This window comes from Microbacterium sp. MMO-35 (assembly GCF_037147555.1).
GTDB lineage: Bacteria > Actinomycetota > Actinomycetes > Actinomycetales > Microbacteriaceae > Microbacterium.
On record NZ_JBBCVH010000003.1, the window covers coordinates 172040 to 185526 of the forward strand.

At 70.2% G+C, this 13487-nt stretch carries 15 protein-coding genes and 1 pseudogene; 4 read left to right on the top strand and 12 right to left on the bottom strand.

All coding sequences use genetic code 11. The features are described 5' to 3' along the window. Positions 1 to 9 precede the first annotated feature (9 nt). Positions 10 to 243: a glutaredoxin-like protein NrdH gene (gene nrdH, locus WFJ01_RS07675; RefSeq protein ID WP_045251249.1), complete on the bottom strand. Its 234-nt coding sequence runs from the start codon at positions 241 to 243 to the stop codon at positions 10 to 12. Between the two features lie 473 nt (positions 244 to 716). Here nrdH and WFJ01_RS07680 point away from each other — a divergent pair, with 473 nt between their 5' ends. The 3 genes from WFJ01_RS07680 (at position 717) to WFJ01_RS07690 (ending at position 2952) form a co-directional block, all read left to right on the top strand. After that, entirely contained in the window at positions 717 to 1328 is a 612-nt protein-coding gene (locus WFJ01_RS07680; RefSeq protein ID WP_292884399.1) for a hypothetical protein, read from the top strand. Positions 1329 to 1334: 6 nt separating this feature from the next. Continuing rightward, the gene (locus tag WFJ01_RS07685) at positions 1335 to 1709 is read left to right on the top strand and encodes a hypothetical protein (RefSeq protein ID WP_336628713.1); all 375 of its coding nucleotides are present in this window, start codon (positions 1335 to 1337) and stop codon (positions 1707 to 1709) included. A 79-nt stretch (positions 1710 to 1788) separates the two neighbouring features. After that, complete coding sequence (locus WFJ01_RS07690) at positions 1789 to 2952, top strand: MFS transporter (RefSeq protein WP_442928045.1); 1164 nt, start codon at positions 1789 to 1791, stop codon at positions 2950 to 2952. A 16-nt stretch (positions 2953 to 2968) separates the two neighbouring features. On the opposite strand, the gene WFJ01_RS07695 is transcribed toward WFJ01_RS07690, so the two are convergent. Further along, positions 2969 to 3379: a type II toxin-antitoxin system VapC family toxin gene (locus WFJ01_RS07695; protein WP_292884393.1), complete on the bottom strand. Its 411-nt coding sequence runs from the start codon at positions 3377 to 3379 to the stop codon at positions 2969 to 2971. 3 nt (positions 3380 to 3382) lie between these two features. Next, positions 3383 to 3655 carry a type II toxin-antitoxin system prevent-host-death family antitoxin gene (locus tag WFJ01_RS07700; protein WP_251446532.1) on the bottom strand — a complete coding sequence of 91 codons (273 nt, stop codon included), beginning with the start codon at positions 3653 to 3655 and terminating at the stop codon, positions 3383 to 3385. A gap of 187 nt (positions 3656 to 3842) precedes the next feature. Between WFJ01_RS07700 and WFJ01_RS07705 the strand changes: the two genes are divergently transcribed. Next, on the top strand, positions 3843 to 5210 hold the full coding sequence (locus WFJ01_RS07705; RefSeq protein WP_336628715.1) for an aspartate aminotransferase family protein: 1368 nt from the start codon (positions 3843 to 3845) through the stop codon (positions 5208 to 5210). 103 nt (positions 5211 to 5313) lie between these two features. Here WFJ01_RS07705 and WFJ01_RS07710 read toward each other — a convergent pair whose 3' ends face one another. The 9 genes and pseudogenes from WFJ01_RS07710 to WFJ01_RS07750 form a co-directional block, all read right to left on the bottom strand. Then, entirely contained in the window at positions 5314 to 5883 is a 570-nt protein-coding gene (locus WFJ01_RS07710; protein ID WP_336628716.1) for a dihydrofolate reductase family protein, read from the bottom strand. A gap of 53 nt (positions 5884 to 5936) precedes the next feature. Next, entirely contained in the window at positions 5937 to 6437 is a 501-nt protein-coding gene (locus WFJ01_RS07715) for a nuclear transport factor 2 family protein (RefSeq protein ID WP_336628717.1), read from the bottom strand. A gap of 55 nt (positions 6438 to 6492) precedes the next feature. Continuing rightward, positions 6493 to 6870: pseudogene (locus WFJ01_RS07720) on the bottom strand (sigma-70 family RNA polymerase sigma factor); the annotation flags it as partial. A 211-nt stretch (positions 6871 to 7081) separates the two neighbouring features. Further along, the gene (locus WFJ01_RS07725) at positions 7082 to 8002 is read right to left on the bottom strand and encodes an ABC transporter permease (RefSeq protein ID WP_251446521.1); all 921 of its coding nucleotides are present in this window, start codon (positions 8000 to 8002) and stop codon (positions 7082 to 7084) included. Then, complete coding sequence (locus WFJ01_RS07730; RefSeq protein ID WP_251446518.1) at positions 7999 to 8889, bottom strand: ABC transporter permease; 891 nt, start codon at positions 8887 to 8889, stop codon at positions 7999 to 8001. The genes WFJ01_RS07725 and WFJ01_RS07730 overlap by 4 nt, the downstream gene beginning before the upstream one ends. Further along, positions 8882 to 10075: a polyamine ABC transporter substrate-binding protein gene (locus tag WFJ01_RS07735; RefSeq protein WP_251446515.1), complete on the bottom strand. Its 1194-nt coding sequence runs from the start codon at positions 10073 to 10075 to the stop codon at positions 8882 to 8884. Before WFJ01_RS07735 ends, WFJ01_RS07730 begins: the two co-directional genes overlap by 8 nt. Next, positions 10075 to 11238 carry an ABC transporter ATP-binding protein gene (locus tag WFJ01_RS07740; protein ID WP_292884379.1) on the bottom strand — a complete coding sequence of 388 codons (1164 nt, stop codon included), beginning with the start codon at positions 11236 to 11238 and terminating at the stop codon, positions 10075 to 10077. The genes WFJ01_RS07735 and WFJ01_RS07740 overlap by 1 nt, the downstream gene beginning before the upstream one ends. Before the next feature lie 158 nt (positions 11239 to 11396). Next, positions 11397 to 11669: a metal-sensitive transcriptional regulator gene (locus tag WFJ01_RS07745; RefSeq protein WP_251446509.1), complete on the bottom strand. Its 273-nt coding sequence runs from the start codon at positions 11667 to 11669 to the stop codon at positions 11397 to 11399. A gap of 10 nt (positions 11670 to 11679) precedes the next feature. Continuing rightward, positions 11680 to 13341, bottom strand: coding sequence for a helix-turn-helix transcriptional regulator (locus WFJ01_RS07750; RefSeq protein ID WP_336628718.1), 1662 nt, complete (start codon positions 13339 to 13341; stop codon positions 11680 to 11682). Positions 13342 to 13487 lie beyond the last annotated feature (146 nt).

A 13487-nucleotide genomic window follows, 5' to 3' on the forward strand; every position in this document is an offset into this window, starting at 1 on the left:
CCTCCGTGGTTACGCCAGGCGAGCGGCGAGTTCGTCGATCTTGTCGGGACGGAACCCCGACCAGTGGTCCTCGTCGGTGACCACGACGGGCGCCTGCAGGTAGCCGAGCGACTTCACGTGCTCGAGCGCCGCGGCGTCCTCGGAGACGTCGTGCACCTCGTACTCGATGCCCTTCGCGTCGAGTGCGCGGTAGGTCGCGTTGCACTGCACGCAGGAGGGCTTGGTGTAGACCGTGATGGACATGTGTTGCGCCTCTTCTTCCCCTCAGAACCCGGCTTTCGAGCAGGTGGCCCTGCCGGGAGTTCAATACTACATATAGGTGCGGACATTCGGGTCGACCACAAGGGCTAGTAGTTACAACTGTGTAGTTTTCCACCGTATTCCACCGCTTCGACACAGGTTCTCCACGACTTTGTCCACAGTCGGAGGCGTCGTCCCGGGGCCTTCGATCCGCGATTTCCCGCGGCTCCGGAAGCCCCGGATCGGATCCCTCCACAGATCCGACGCTAGGCGGGGCTTCGGACATTCCCCAGCCTGTGGAATTCGCCCCTCGGCGTGTCGTCGGCGTGTCGCACGGAGGGGTCCGCCGGGGGGGGTGGGGGGGGGGGGGGGGGGGGGGGGGGGCGCCCCCCCCCCCCCCCCCCCGCGGCCGCCTCCGCATAGCGTGAACCCGGGCCTCCAGCCGAGGGCCCGCGTCACGATCGAGAGGGGGCGGGATGTCGATCAAACCGGTGATCCGCGAACTGCGGCAGGCCGTCCTGCACGGGATGGGTCACGCACAGCTCAGGCTGCACCACCTCGCCGACAACATGGTCGACCATCTCGACACCGTCGCGCGCGAGGTGGCCGATCTCGATCAGGTGGACGACGCGGTCGCCCGCGGCTGGTGGAAGGACCGCAAGCTGCGCAAGGGCGAGAAGACGGAGGGCGGCTGGCACTTCCTGCCGGAGGACGACCGGCCGTTCGCCGGCGACGTCCCCCGCTACCCCGGCGAGTACGTGCTGGACCTGCACGGTTCGCCGAGCGCCGTGCAGGGCGCCGACGGGTCCATGCTGACCGCCGAGGACTTCGCCGCGCACGTCAGGAAGCACACCGATTGGGACGGCACGACGCCGATACGCTTGTTCTCGTGCAGCACCGGTGCCGACTCCGACGGCTTCGCACAGCAGCTGTCGAACCATCTGAACGTCGAGGTGACCGCACCGACGAAGCCCGTGTGGTCGTCGTCCCACGGAACGCCGTTCGTGACGGACGTCGATCCCGTGACCGGTAAGCCGGTCAAGCCGCACAACGGCTCGTGGACGAGCTTCCAGCCGAACGGAGAGTGAGAACGCATGATGAAGCAGGTTTCGGTCTTCGCTGAAGCCGGGAGCCTCCCGCCCGGGCAGCGCCCCTCCTTGAACGACGAGCGCCTGAGCCCCGAGGAGGCGTCGCGCGTCGCGACGTACCTCGAGGCCGGAGCGGTGGTCGCGCACACGACCATGCGCGGCGTGGACGTGCTGGCAGACGATGCTCCGGTCGTCCCGCTCACGGCCAGGACCGACGGCGAGTTCCTCTGGACCGGACCGGTCACGTACTACGTGAGGACGTACGGCGTCGCGCCGGACGCCGAATTCCTCGCCCACGTCCGCGCCCGCGACTACGCGCCGCGAGTGCCCAGCGACTCCGAGGTCGAGGCGGCCGCGAAGGAGTTCGCCGAGGCGGACTGATCCGGTCCCCGCCCTGTACCGTTGATCCGTGGCCGGATCGGGATACAAGGAGCTTCTGCGCGTACCGGGAGTCGGACGCATCATCGCCGCACAGCTGACCGCGCGGTTCCCGAACGGAATGGCGAGCCTCGCGATCCTGCTGCACGTGCAGCACGCCACCGGCTCCTACGGCGCGGCCGGCCTCGTGCTCGCCGCGTCGTCGATCGGCCAGGCCGTGTCGGGGCCCGTCACGAGCCGCTGGATGGGCCGCTGGGGCATGCGCCCCGTGCTCACGCTGACGCTGTCGGTCTGCGTGCTCGCGTTCCTCGGACTGGCGTTCTTCACCGCCCTCCCCCTGGCCGGCCTCGTGGTGCTCGGCATGGTCGCAGGGCTGTCCACGCCGCCGATCCAGTCCGCGGCGCGCACGATCTACCCCAAGCTGGTGAACTCGTCGCAGCTGACGCCGCTGTTCTCGCTGGACGCCTCGCTGCAGGAGATCATCTGGATCGTCGCGCCGGTGGTCATCACGATCGTGTCCACCCAGGTCGGGACCGTGCAGGGGCTGCTGCTCGTGGCCGCCGTGCTCGTCGGCGGCGGAGCGTGGTTCATCCTGTCCCCCGAGGTCGGGCGGGTGCGCATCCCGCGCAGCCGTCGCGGGTTCGGCGCCGTCGTGCTGAAGCCCCCCGTGCTGCTGGCGACCGTCACCGGGTTCCTCCTCATCGGGGCGTGCGCGGCGGTCGAGGCCGGCGTCGTGAAGACCTTCGACCACGGGGGTCTGGAGGCGGGACTCGTGCTCGCCGTGTTCTCGGTGGGAAGCCTCGTCGGCGGCCTGGCCTCGGGTCGCGTGCCGATGGGGCCGTGGGCGATGGCCCGGCGCCTCACGATCGTCACCGTGGGTCTCGCGCTCACGATGATCTCCCTCAACGTGTTCTGGCTCGGCGGCACGCTGCTCGCCGCCGGGATCGGCATCGCCCCGGCGCTCGCGGTGCTGTTCGCGATCACCTCGGCGAGCGTGAAGTTCTCCGAGACGGCGGAGGCGTTCGGCTGGGCCGGCACCGGGCAGCTGATCGGCGCCGCCGCCGGATCCGCGATCGCCGGCTTCCTCATCGACAGCCTGCACAGCCCCGCCGGCGCCTATCTGGCCGCCACCTGCTTCGCCGCCGTGGCCCTGATCGTCTCCGTGGTGTTCGTGCGGTACTTCCCGGATCTGCGCGGTCGCGACGCCGCGCCGATGCCGGACACCGAGGTCGTCCCGCTCCCCTGAGCGGGTCAGGCCACGGTCACCCCGAGAAGGGATTGATCACGGCCAGCCCCGGAACATCGAAGTCCTTCTCGTTCCGGGTGACCACCGTCAGACCATGATGGAGCGCCGTCGCGGCGATCAGCGAGTCCGCCCAGGGACGCCGGTCCGGCACGTTGATGCCGGCGCAGATCCGAGCGATCTCCGGCGTGACAGGGAGTATCCGCGCTCCGAGTTCGAGACGGATGCCGTCGATCCATCCGCGCAACGCGTGTGCTTGACGAGGATCTCTCCGCTCCAGCGTCAACGCGCCGAGCTCCAGCTCGTAGTCCGAGACCACGCTGATGAACAGCGACCCCGGTGCGACGGAGCTCATCCAGCGACGCGAACGCTCACCCAAGGATCCTGTCCGCCGCGCCTCCGAGAGCGCATTGGTGTCGACGAGGTACATCCTTCACAACTCCAGCGGTGGACGACCGATGTCCTTCTTCCGGTCTGCGACGATCTCGTCGATGATGCGATCGAACTCTCCGTCATCCCCTTCACCCTCCGGCGCCATCGCGAGCAGGTCGAGCATCGACGCCGGAGCGGATGGTCGCAGCCGCTCGTACTCCTCGATGCTCAGCAGCACGTAGGCCGGCTGCGAGTGCTTGGTGACGAGCACCGGCTCCTTGTCCGCGATGCGCTGCGCCCGGGCGACGGATTGGTTGAACTCGCGCGCGGTCATGCTGAACATCATGCACCTCGGTTCCCTGGAGTAGTGATAGTACTACACAGGATCGGCTCCCTGAGCGCGGTCGACGCGCGACCTCTCCCCCCCACCCTTCGCACGCAACCTCGGAATCCGCAGAATCCAGGCATCCGCACCTTCGATTTCTGTTGTCATTTTTGATTTCGAGTGACAAGATCGGAGCATGAGCGCCGATCTGCAACAGAAAGCACACGATCACCTCTGGATGCACTTCACCCGGCAGTCCACGATGGACCGCACCGGCGTGCCGATCATCGTCCGAGGCGAGGGACACCACATCTGGGACGACACCGGCAAGCAGTACATCGACGGGCTCGCCGGCCTCTTCGTCGTCAACGCCGGCCACGGCCGCAAGCGGCTGGCCGAGGCCGCCGCGAAGCAGGCCGAGCAGCTCGCCTTCTTCCCGCTGTGGTCGTACGCGCACCCGGCGGCGATCGAGCTCGCCGACCGCCTCGCCGGCTACGCGCCGGGCGACCTGAACCGCGTCTTCTTCACGTCGGGCGGCGGCGAGGCCGTGGAGACCGCCTTCAAGCTCGCCAAGCACTACTGGAAGCTGCGGGGCAAGCCGACCAAGCACAAGGTCATCTCGCGCTCGATCGCCTACCACGGCACGACGCAGGGCGCCCTCGCGATCACCGGCATCCCCGCGATGAAGGCGATGTTCGAGCCCGTCACGCCGGGCGGGTTCCGCGTCCCGAACACGAACATCTACCGTGCGGCCGAGATGGGCGCCCCGACGGATCCCGAGGCCTTCGGAGTCTGGGCCGCCGACCGGATCGAGGAGATGATCCAGTTCGAGGGTCCGGACACGGTCGCGGCCGTCTTCCTCGAGCCGGTGCAGAACTCCGGCGGCTGCTTCCCGCCCCCTCCCGGCTACTTCCAGCGGGTGCGCGAGATCTGCGACCGCTACGACGTGCTGCTCGTCTCCGACGAGGTGATCTGCGCCTTCGGCCGGATCGGGCAGATGTTCGCGTGCGACGCCTACGGCTACGTGCCCGACATCATCACCTGCGCCAAGGGCATCACGAGCGGCTACTCCCCTCTGGGAGCCGCGATCGTGAGCGACCGGATCTACGAGCCCTTCGCGCACGGCGATCTGTCGTTCCCGCACGGCTACACGTTCGGCGGGCACCCGGTCTCCGCCGCCGTCGCCCTGGAGAACCTCAACATCTTCGAGGAGGAGAAGCTCAACGAGCGCGTGCGCGAGAACTCTCCGCTGTTCCGCGCGGAGCTCGAGACGCTGCTCGACCTTCCGCTCGTCGGCGACGTGCGCGGCGACGGCTACTTCTTCGGGATCGAGCTCGTCAAGGACAAGACGACCCGGGAGACCTTCGACGACGACGAGTCCGAGCGCCTGCTGCGCGGGTTCCTCTCCGGCGCCCTCTACGAGGCGGGGCTGTACTGCCGCGCGGACGACCGCGGCGACCCCGTGATCCAGCTCGCCCCGCCGCTCACGATCGGCCCGGCGGAGTTCCGCGAGATCACCGGGATCCTGCGCGGAGTGCTCACGGAGGCCGAGAACGTTCTCTGACCCCCGGGGTGGTCGAGCGAGGACGGCGAAGCCGACCGAGACGAAACGCGGTGTCCTGCGAGGGCGCCGCGTTTCGTCTCGCTCGGCCTGCGGCCGTGCTCGCTCAACGACCCCGGACGGACGGGGTCGCGATCACGAGGCTCGTGGGTCCGACCTGCTCGACGCTGACGAGATCGAGTGCCGCGCCGTCGGGGAACAGCCGACGGCCCGCGCCCGTCGCGGTCGGGAACACGCGCAGCCGATACTCGTCGACCACGCCGGCCTCGACGAAGCGCTCGACGAGAGATCCGCTGCCGATCAGGACGACATCGCGCTCGGCGGCGGTCTCGCGGGCCCAGCCGATCGGATCCGCCGCGACCCTCCGGGAGTTCCGCCACCGGCTCAGGTCGACGTCCCCTGCGGTCACGACCGCCTTGTCGGCGGCGTTCAGCGCCCGGGCGAACGCATCGGTATCCTCCCGCGCCGGCCACATCGCCGCGAACGCCTCCCAGGTGCGGCGACCGAAGAGGAAGATCCCGGTCTGCAGGATCGATCCGTAGTGGAACTTGTCCCCCGAGATCGCCGCGGGCCCGTGCCGGAAGCACCACCCGCCGAACGGCGTGCCGCCGGAACCGTCCGGGTCCTCCACGACCCCGTCGAGGGTGATGAACTGCGCCACGATGATGCGTGCCATGTCGTGCTCCTTGTCCCGCCCCGCGCATGGGCCGCGGAGGGCGTCACCAGGGTCTACGCGCGAGCGGGGTCGAACTCATCGGTGCCGGGCGGATCCGATCCCCCGGCGGCGTCGGTGACGGCTCCGTCCCGCTCGAACAGCGCGAACAGCGCGTCGTCGCGGTACACCAGCACGTGCCCGATCCGCTCCCCCGAGGCATCGGCCTCGAACAGCTGCACCGTGTGCGGGCGGGCGCCCTCCTCATCGACGCGCAGCAGCAGGATCCCGTGCTGCCCGTTGGCGGAGATCGGCCGGGTCGCCCAGCGCGACCCCTGCCATGCGAACAGGTGCGCCATGAAGGCGGCATACGTCTCGCGCCCGATCGACCAGTGCGGCACGGGCGGCATCTCGAACAGGACGTCATCGGCGACGAGAGCGGCGAGGGCCGCGACGTCGGCGTGCTCGATCGCTCGCGCGTACCCCTCGACCGTCTCCCGCCGCAACGGCGCAGGACGCGCCGCGCGCTCGGCGACCGCGGCCTTGGCGCGCTGCAGCCCGGAGTTCACCGCCGGCACGGTCGTCTGTCTCGAGGATCTCCGCGGTCTCCGCCGCCGAGTGCCCCAGCACCTCGCGCAGGATGAACACGCCGCGCTGCTTCGGCGGCAGCGCCTGCAGCACGAGGGTCACCGCGAGCCGCACCCCGGATGCCTCGGCGACCGCGCGCTCGGGCTCGGAGTCCGCCCACCAGCCGGTCGGCGCGGGCATCAGCCACGGGACGTCGAGCGCCGGGACCAGCGGCGCCCTGACGTCGATCCCCGCGGCGGTGAGGTCGCGGGGCAGCGGGCGCCGCGGGCTCTCCCGGAGCCGGTCGACGCACACGTTGCGCGCGATCCGGTACACCCAGGTGGACAGGGCGGCGCGGTCGGGCCGGTACGAGGCCCGGCTGCGCCAGGCCCGCTCGAGCGCGTCCTGCACCGCGTCCTCGGCGTCGAACGGCGAGCCCAGCATCTGATAGCAGAAGGCGAGCAGGCCGCCGCGGAGGGCGGCGAGGTCGGGGGGCGTCCACGCAGCCGAGCGTATTGCCTCCCGGTTCGTCCCTCCAGGCCCGGTCGCGGGGACCGGATCCGTTCCCGTCGCAGAAGGTCCGTTCCCGTCGCAGAAGATGCCGCTCCGGGGGTCTCAGAGCGGCATCTTCTGCGACAGGAGCTTCGGATCCGCCTCAGCCGCCGGCCATCGTCCGGGCGATGTCGGCCGCCGAGTCGCCGGCGCGCTTGAGCACCAGGGCGACGAGCGCGAGCGCGCCGAGCGTCAGCACGAGCATGATCGTCGACACCGCGGCGATCTCCGGACGCAGGCCGCTGCGCAGCGCGCTCAGCACGTACACCGGCCACGGCGTCGTGCCGGAGACCTGGACGAACGCGGAGACGATGGTGTTGTCCAGGCCCAGCGTGAACGAGAGCAGGAAGCCGGCGAGCACGGCCGGCATCGCCAGCGGCAGGGTCACCTTGAAGAAGGTGGTGAGCGGCCTGGCGTAGAGATCCGCCGACGCCTCCTCGAGCTTCGCGTCCAGTCCGACCAGGCGCGCCCGCACGATGTACGACACGATCGCGATCGAGAACAGGGACTGGCCGATCACGAGGCGCACCGTTCCGTCGTTGAAGATCGACATCCCCAGATCCTGGCCGAGGAACACGACCCACGGCAGCAGCGCGACCGCGTCCACGATCTCGGGGGTGACCGAGATGAGCAGCAGCAGCGCGAGGAACCAGGGCACCCACTTGCCTGGGGTGCGCGCCATCGCGATGCCGGCGAGCGTGCCGAGGGCGGTCGCGAGCACGGCCGCGATGAGACCGGTGCGCAGCGACACGAGCACCGCGTCGCGCACCGCGGGCTTGGTGACGATCGCCGCGAACGAGTCGAACCCGAAGTGGTCCCACGAGATGAGCAGGCGGCCGACGTTGAACGAGTACACGATCACGACGGCGATCGGCAGGAAGAGGAAGACGAACACGAGCGTCGCCCACAGCGGCAGCAGCCAGCGGCTGACGTTGCGCGGCGCCCGGGTGCGCGCGCCGGCCGCTGCACGTGCGGACGGCGAGGGGTCCGCCTGCTCGGCGGGTCGTTCTGCGACGACGGTCATCGTGCCTCCTCGAGCGTCAGGCGGTAGCTGCGGCGGATCGGGATCGTCACGAGCCAGCCGATCGCGGCCGCGACCCCGATCGACAGCGCGATGGTGAGGATGAGCAGCACCGCCATCGCGGAGCCGAGCGCCCAGTTCTGCGCGGTCTGGAACTGGCTGGCCACGATCTGACCCACCATGTTGCCCTTCGCTCCGCCCAGCACCGTGGCCGTGATGTAGTCGCCCATGAGCGGGATGTAGACCAGCAGCACTCCGGCGATGATGCCGGGCTGCGCGAGCGGGACGGTGACCCGGAGGAACGTCTTCCAGCTGCCGGCGCCGAGATCCTTGCTGGCCTCGCGGAGCGGTCCGCTCACACGGTCGAACGCGACGAACAGCGGCAGGATCATCAGCGGCAGGTAGTTGTAGACCACGCCGAGGAGCACCGCCCCGCGGGTGTTCAGCACTCCGAGTGGACCGGGGATCACCCCCAGGAACTGCAGGGCGTGCGAGAGCCACCCCTCCGGGGCGAGGATGATCTGCCAGCCGATCGTGCGCACCAGGAAGTTGGTCCAGAACGGCACCATCACCAGCGCGAGGAACATGCCCCGGCGGCTCGGCGCGCACTTCACGGCGATCCAGTACGCGACGGGGGCGCCGATCAGCAGGCACAGGACCGTGCCCGCGACGCCCACCCAGAGCGTGTTCTGGAAGGTCGCGAAGAACGTGGGCGAGAGCGCCTCGATGTAGCGGTCGAAGGACAGCTTGTCGTTCGCGTTGGTCGCGAAGATGCTCGGCTTGTAGCCGAAGCTGTACCAGACGACGACCCCGATCGGCACGACGAAGAAGACGAGCAGCCACACCCAGGCGGGCAGGGCCAGACCGAAGCGGATCCTGAGCTTATGCACCGGCGGCCGCCTTCGTCGCGTTCCAGATCGCCACGATCCGCTCCTGGGCGCTCGTGAACTTCTGCTCGTGCATCGTCTGCACCTGCGCGTCGTCGAAGTACACCATGTCGAGCCGCTCCAATCCGGCCTCCTCGGCCTTCTGCTGCGTGCCCTGCACGCCCGTGTCGTAGCCGATGTAGTCGACCTGGGCGAGCTGCACATCCGGCGCGATGATGAAGTCGATGAAGGCGTGCGCCGCCTCGGGGTGCGGAGCACCCTTCGCGATCGCCCAGTTGTCCATCCACAGCTCCGTCGCCGGACCGCCGAGCACCCACTGCCAGCGGTCGGGGTTCTTCGACTGGGAGATCCCGGTGCGCGCATCGCCGCTGTACGACTGCACGAGCGCGGCCGAGGCCTGCGGGATGATCTGCCCGCCGGGCGCCGAGTCGAAGGTGGTGATGTGCGGCGCGAGTTCCTTCGTCATGAACGTCTCGCAGGCGTCGAGGTGCTTCTTCTCGGTGGTGTTCCAGTCGATGTCGTGCGACCAGAAGTAGATGCCGCACAGGGGCGCCGGATCGTCCAGCACCGCGGTCCGGCCCGAGGCCTCCTTCTGCGCGGCGTCGATGAAGTCGGCCCAGCTCGTGAGCTCGCGCTTGATCACGGTCCTGTCGTAGACGAAGCCCGTCGTCCCCCAGGCCTTGCAGATCGAGTACTCGTTCTTCGGGTCGAAGGAACGATGGATGAAGCTCGGGTTCATCGTCGCGAAGTTCGGGATGAGATCGAGGTTGAGCTTCTCCAGCAGTCCGTTCTCCGCCATCGGCAGGATGAACAGACCGCTCGGCACGACGATGTCGTAGCCCGAGGTGCCGCGCGCCGCGACGAGCTTGGCGATCAGCTCCTCGTTGGAGTTGAAGGCGTCGACGACGACCTTCGGCCCCTTCTTCTTCGTGAAGGCGGTGAGCACCTCCGGGGCGTCGTAGTCGCTCCACGTGTAGATCGAGAGCTTGTCCTCGAGCGGCCCGCCGTGCGCGCTCGAGGCGGCGGAGGCCTTGCCGGGGGCGCACGCCGTGAAGAGCACCGCGCCCGAGGCGGCGATCGCGGTGGCGAGGAACCCCCGCCGGGTCAGCTCGGTGCGGATCTTCCGCGCCGAGGCCGTGTTCGCGAGCACCCGGACCGGCGGGCGGTCGGGGATCCCGCCGTACGCCATCAGGCGGCCTCCTTCGGGAGCGCGATCACGTGCGTCGCGGTCTCGGGGATGCCGTCGCCGATGAAGATGCGCACGTCGGCAGGACTCCAGGTGCAGCGCACCGCATCGCCGACGGCGACCGAGGGCGCCCCCGGCGCCGGGATCCGCACGAGGAACGCCTGCTCGCGGCCCACGTCGACCGCGACCTGCAGGGTCTCGCCGAGGTGGGAGACCCCGAGCACCGTGCCGTCGACACCGGGCCCGTCGGCGGTGCCGGCCGGCGCGAGCCGCAGGAACTCGGGACGGATCGCGGCGACCGCGGTGGATCCGGGCTGCCCCTGCTCCCCGCCCCAGCGGCCGTGCACGGCCCCGGCGAAGGTGTCGACCGCGTCGCCGCCGCCGAGGACGGTGCCGTGCAGGAAGTTCTGCTGGCCGATGAACGACGCCACATAGGCGGAGGCCGGCTCGGCGTAGATGTCGGCGGGGGCGGCCAGCTGCTCGATGCGGCCGGCGCGCATCACCGCGATCCGGTCGCTCATCGACAGGGCCTCGGCCTGGTCGTGCGTGACGAAGACGAACGTGGTGCCGAGCCGCGACTGCAGCAGCTTCAGCTCGAGCTGCATCTCCTCGCGGAGCTGGCGGTCCAGTGCCGCGAGCGGCTCGTCCAGCAGCAGCACGGACGGGCGGTTGATCAGGGCGCGGGAGAGCGCGATGCGCTGCTGCTGCCCGCCGCTGAGCTGGGTGGGCTTGCGGTCGGCGAAGCGGCGCAGCTGCACCATGTCGAGCGCCTCGGCCACGCGCTCGCGCTGCTCGGCCTTGGGCACCTTGCGCTGCTGCAACCCGTAGGCGACGTTCTCCGCGACGGTCATGTGCGGGAACAGAGCATAGGCCTGGAAGACCGTGTTGACCTCCCGCTTGTGCGGGGGAAGGCCGAGGACGCTGCGGCCGCTCAGGCGGATGTCGCCCTCGTCCGGGTGCTCGAAGCCGGCGATCATGCGCAGCGTCGTGGTCTTGCCGCACCCCGACGGGCCCAGCAGGGAGAGGAACTCCCCGGGACGGATGGACAGCGACAGCCGGTCGACGGCGGTCGCATCGCCGTAGTACTTGGTGACACCAGAGATCTCGACCCCGCCGGTCGGCGCGTCGGTCGTGCTCTGAGCAGGTACGGGCACAGGACTGCTCATGGAACCTCCACATCGAGTAATTCGCTGCAGAGAGTCTGTCACAGGATCTGAGGTCGGTACAGAGGAAAACGAAGGAATCTCAGATATTTGCGACGATATTCGTTGTCAGTGAGGTCATCTCCAACGAAAATGCGTGTTTCGAGTGTGTTTCGGGCGAGCTACTTCCCCTGGAAGTCGAACGCCTTCAACAGCTCGTCGATCGCCTGCTCGCGCTGGGCGCCGCCCTCGTCGAACATGTGGGCGACGTGCGTGCGCAGGTGGTTCTCGATGAGGAGCCGGTTCAGCGATTCCAGGGAGCGCTGGATCGCACGGGACTGCGTGATGATGTCCATGCAGTAGTCCTCGTTCTCGATCATCTTCGCGACGCCGCGGAGCTGACCCTCGAGAATGCTGGTGCGGTGCAGAGCGCGCTTCTTGATGTCTTCGATCACGAAGACGAGGCTACCGTCCGTCCGGCGGACCGTCGCGGAGCAGAATGGCGCCGATCGCCGCCCGGGAGGCGATGTCCCAGCGCTGCAGGATCGCCCCGACGTGCTTCTCGACCGTGAACTCGCCGATCCCGAGCAGGGTCGCGATCTCGCGGTTGGAGGCGCCCGAGGCGACGAGCTCCGCGACCTGGCGCTGCCGCGGGGTGAGCGCCGCCGTGCCGGACGGCGGCGCTGCGCCGGCCGGATCCCCCGTCCCGGCGAGCGCGCTCGCGACGCCGGCGCGGGTGGGCGTTCCGAAGGCGAACAGGATCCGCGAGACATGACCGCGCACCGTGTGCGGTGAGATGAACAGCGCCGCGGCGATGTCCGCGTTGGAGTCGCCGCGCGCGAGCAGCACCGCGACCTCCCGCTCCCGGTCGCTGAGCCCGTTCCAGGCGCGGCGCCGATCCGGCGGCAGGCGGCGCCCGGTGCGCCGCAGCTCGCGGGCGGCCATCGCCCGCACCACGTCGCGACCGGCGCCCTCGCTCGCCTCGACCACCGCGGTCAGCCGGCGCACCGACTCGGCCACCTCCCCCGCGGCGATGCGGGCACGGGCGGCGAGGATCTCCCCCTCGGTGGCCTCCACGACGCGGCGCCGGTCGATCGCACGCGCCACGCTGCGCTCGGCGAGCGCGGCCGCCCGCGCATCGTCGCCCTCGGCGTGGGCGATGCGGCTCGCGATGCGATCCATCACCGTGTCGGCGATCGGGTGGTCCACGAGCACCGACAGCTCCTCGTGCCACGCCCGGGCCGCGTCGAGGTCCCGATCGTCCAGCGCCGCGCGCACGAGGATCTCCCCGCAGAGCGCGCGATCGACGACACGGAGGTTGGAGAGCCGGGCGTCGACGCCGGCGCGCAGCACGAAACGCGCCGCGGTGCGCACGTCGTTCTGCGCATTCGCGGCGTACGCGCCGATCACATGGATGCCGCTGACCAGCAGGTGCGTCGGCGGTGCATCGACCGTCGCGAGCTCGCGCAGCGCCTCGCGCATCGCCGCGCGCTGATCGGCATTGCTGTCGACGAGCGCGACGCAGGCCGCCGCGAACGCGTGCATCAGCGGAGGCAGACCCGGCGTCCTCTCGGCGGCGCGCGCGAAGGCCTCAGCCGCGACCACGTCCCCGCCGAACAGTCGCACGCGCGCCAGGATGCAGCGGAGCAGCGCGCGCACCGGATCGTCCGGCCCGTCGAAGCCGACGGGGTCATCCGGGTCGCAGTGCGCCGCGAACTCCGCCGCCAGATCGAGGCGCGAGCAGCCCAGCGCCGCCTCGATCAGCAGCAGCTCCAGCGGGCGCCGCATCCGCCGGCCGAGCGGTCGCGGATCCGCCGCGGCGTCCTGCAGCGGATCACGATGCACGCGCGCCACGGCGGGCCACGCCGCCCGCGCCCAGCCCGCCACCGCCCTGGCGAGGGCGAGGGCGTCGACGTCGGAGGGATCCACGGCATCCAGCGCCACGGCAGCCGCCTCGCCGTCCGTGCCCTGGCCCGCGCAGAGATCGACGAAGGCGCGCAGCGCCGCGACGAACGCCTCGTCGCCGGGGACGGCGTCGGCGAGGGCGCGCCGGAGGAGCGGGTCCTCGGACGGGCGCACCGTCACGACCGCCCTCAGGACCACCTCGAGGCGCTGTTCACGAAGCACGCCTCCACCGTATCGGCCGCCGGATCCGCTGACCCCGGCGCAGGAATACGCCGGATCCACCACGCGCACGAGGCCGGAATGCGGGATCCTTGAGCCGACGACACGTACATCCGCCGGCCGTTCGTGATACCCGCACGAAACGGCCG

Coding starts and splice junctions, on each gene's coding strand:
- WFJ01_RS07725 (WP_251446521.1), bottom strand. CDS start 8,002: ATGACCGTCGTCGCAGAACGACCCGCCGAGCAGGCGGACCCCTCGCCG.
- nrdH (WP_045251249.1), bottom strand. CDS start 243: ATGTCCATCACGGTCTACACCAAGCCCTCCTGCGTGCAGTGCAACGCG.
- WFJ01_RS07705 (WP_336628715.1), top strand. CDS start 3,843: ATGAGCGCCGATCTGCAACAGAAAGCACACGATCACCTCTGGATGCAC.
- WFJ01_RS07710 (WP_336628716.1), bottom strand. CDS start 5,883: ATGGCACGCATCATCGTGGCGCAGTTCATCACCCTCGACGGGGTCGTG.
- WFJ01_RS07740 (WP_292884379.1), bottom strand. CDS start 11,238: ATGAGCAGTCCTGTGCCCGTACCTGCTCAGAGCACGACCGACGCGCCG.
- WFJ01_RS07685 (WP_336628713.1), top strand. CDS start 1,335: ATGATGAAGCAGGTTTCGGTCTTCGCTGAAGCCGGGAGCCTCCCGCCC.
- WFJ01_RS07680 (WP_292884399.1), top strand. CDS start 717: ATGTCGATCAAACCGGTGATCCGCGAACTGCGGCAGGCCGTCCTGCAC.
- WFJ01_RS07735 (WP_251446515.1), bottom strand. CDS start 10,075: ATGGCGTACGGCGGGATCCCCGACCGCCCGCCGGTCCGGGTGCTCGCG.
- WFJ01_RS07695 (WP_292884393.1), bottom strand. CDS start 3,379: ATGTACCTCGTCGACACCAATGCGCTCTCGGAGGCGCGGCGGACAGGA.
- WFJ01_RS07700 (WP_251446532.1), bottom strand. CDS start 3,655: ATGACCGCGCGCGAGTTCAACCAATCCGTCGCCCGGGCGCAGCGCATC.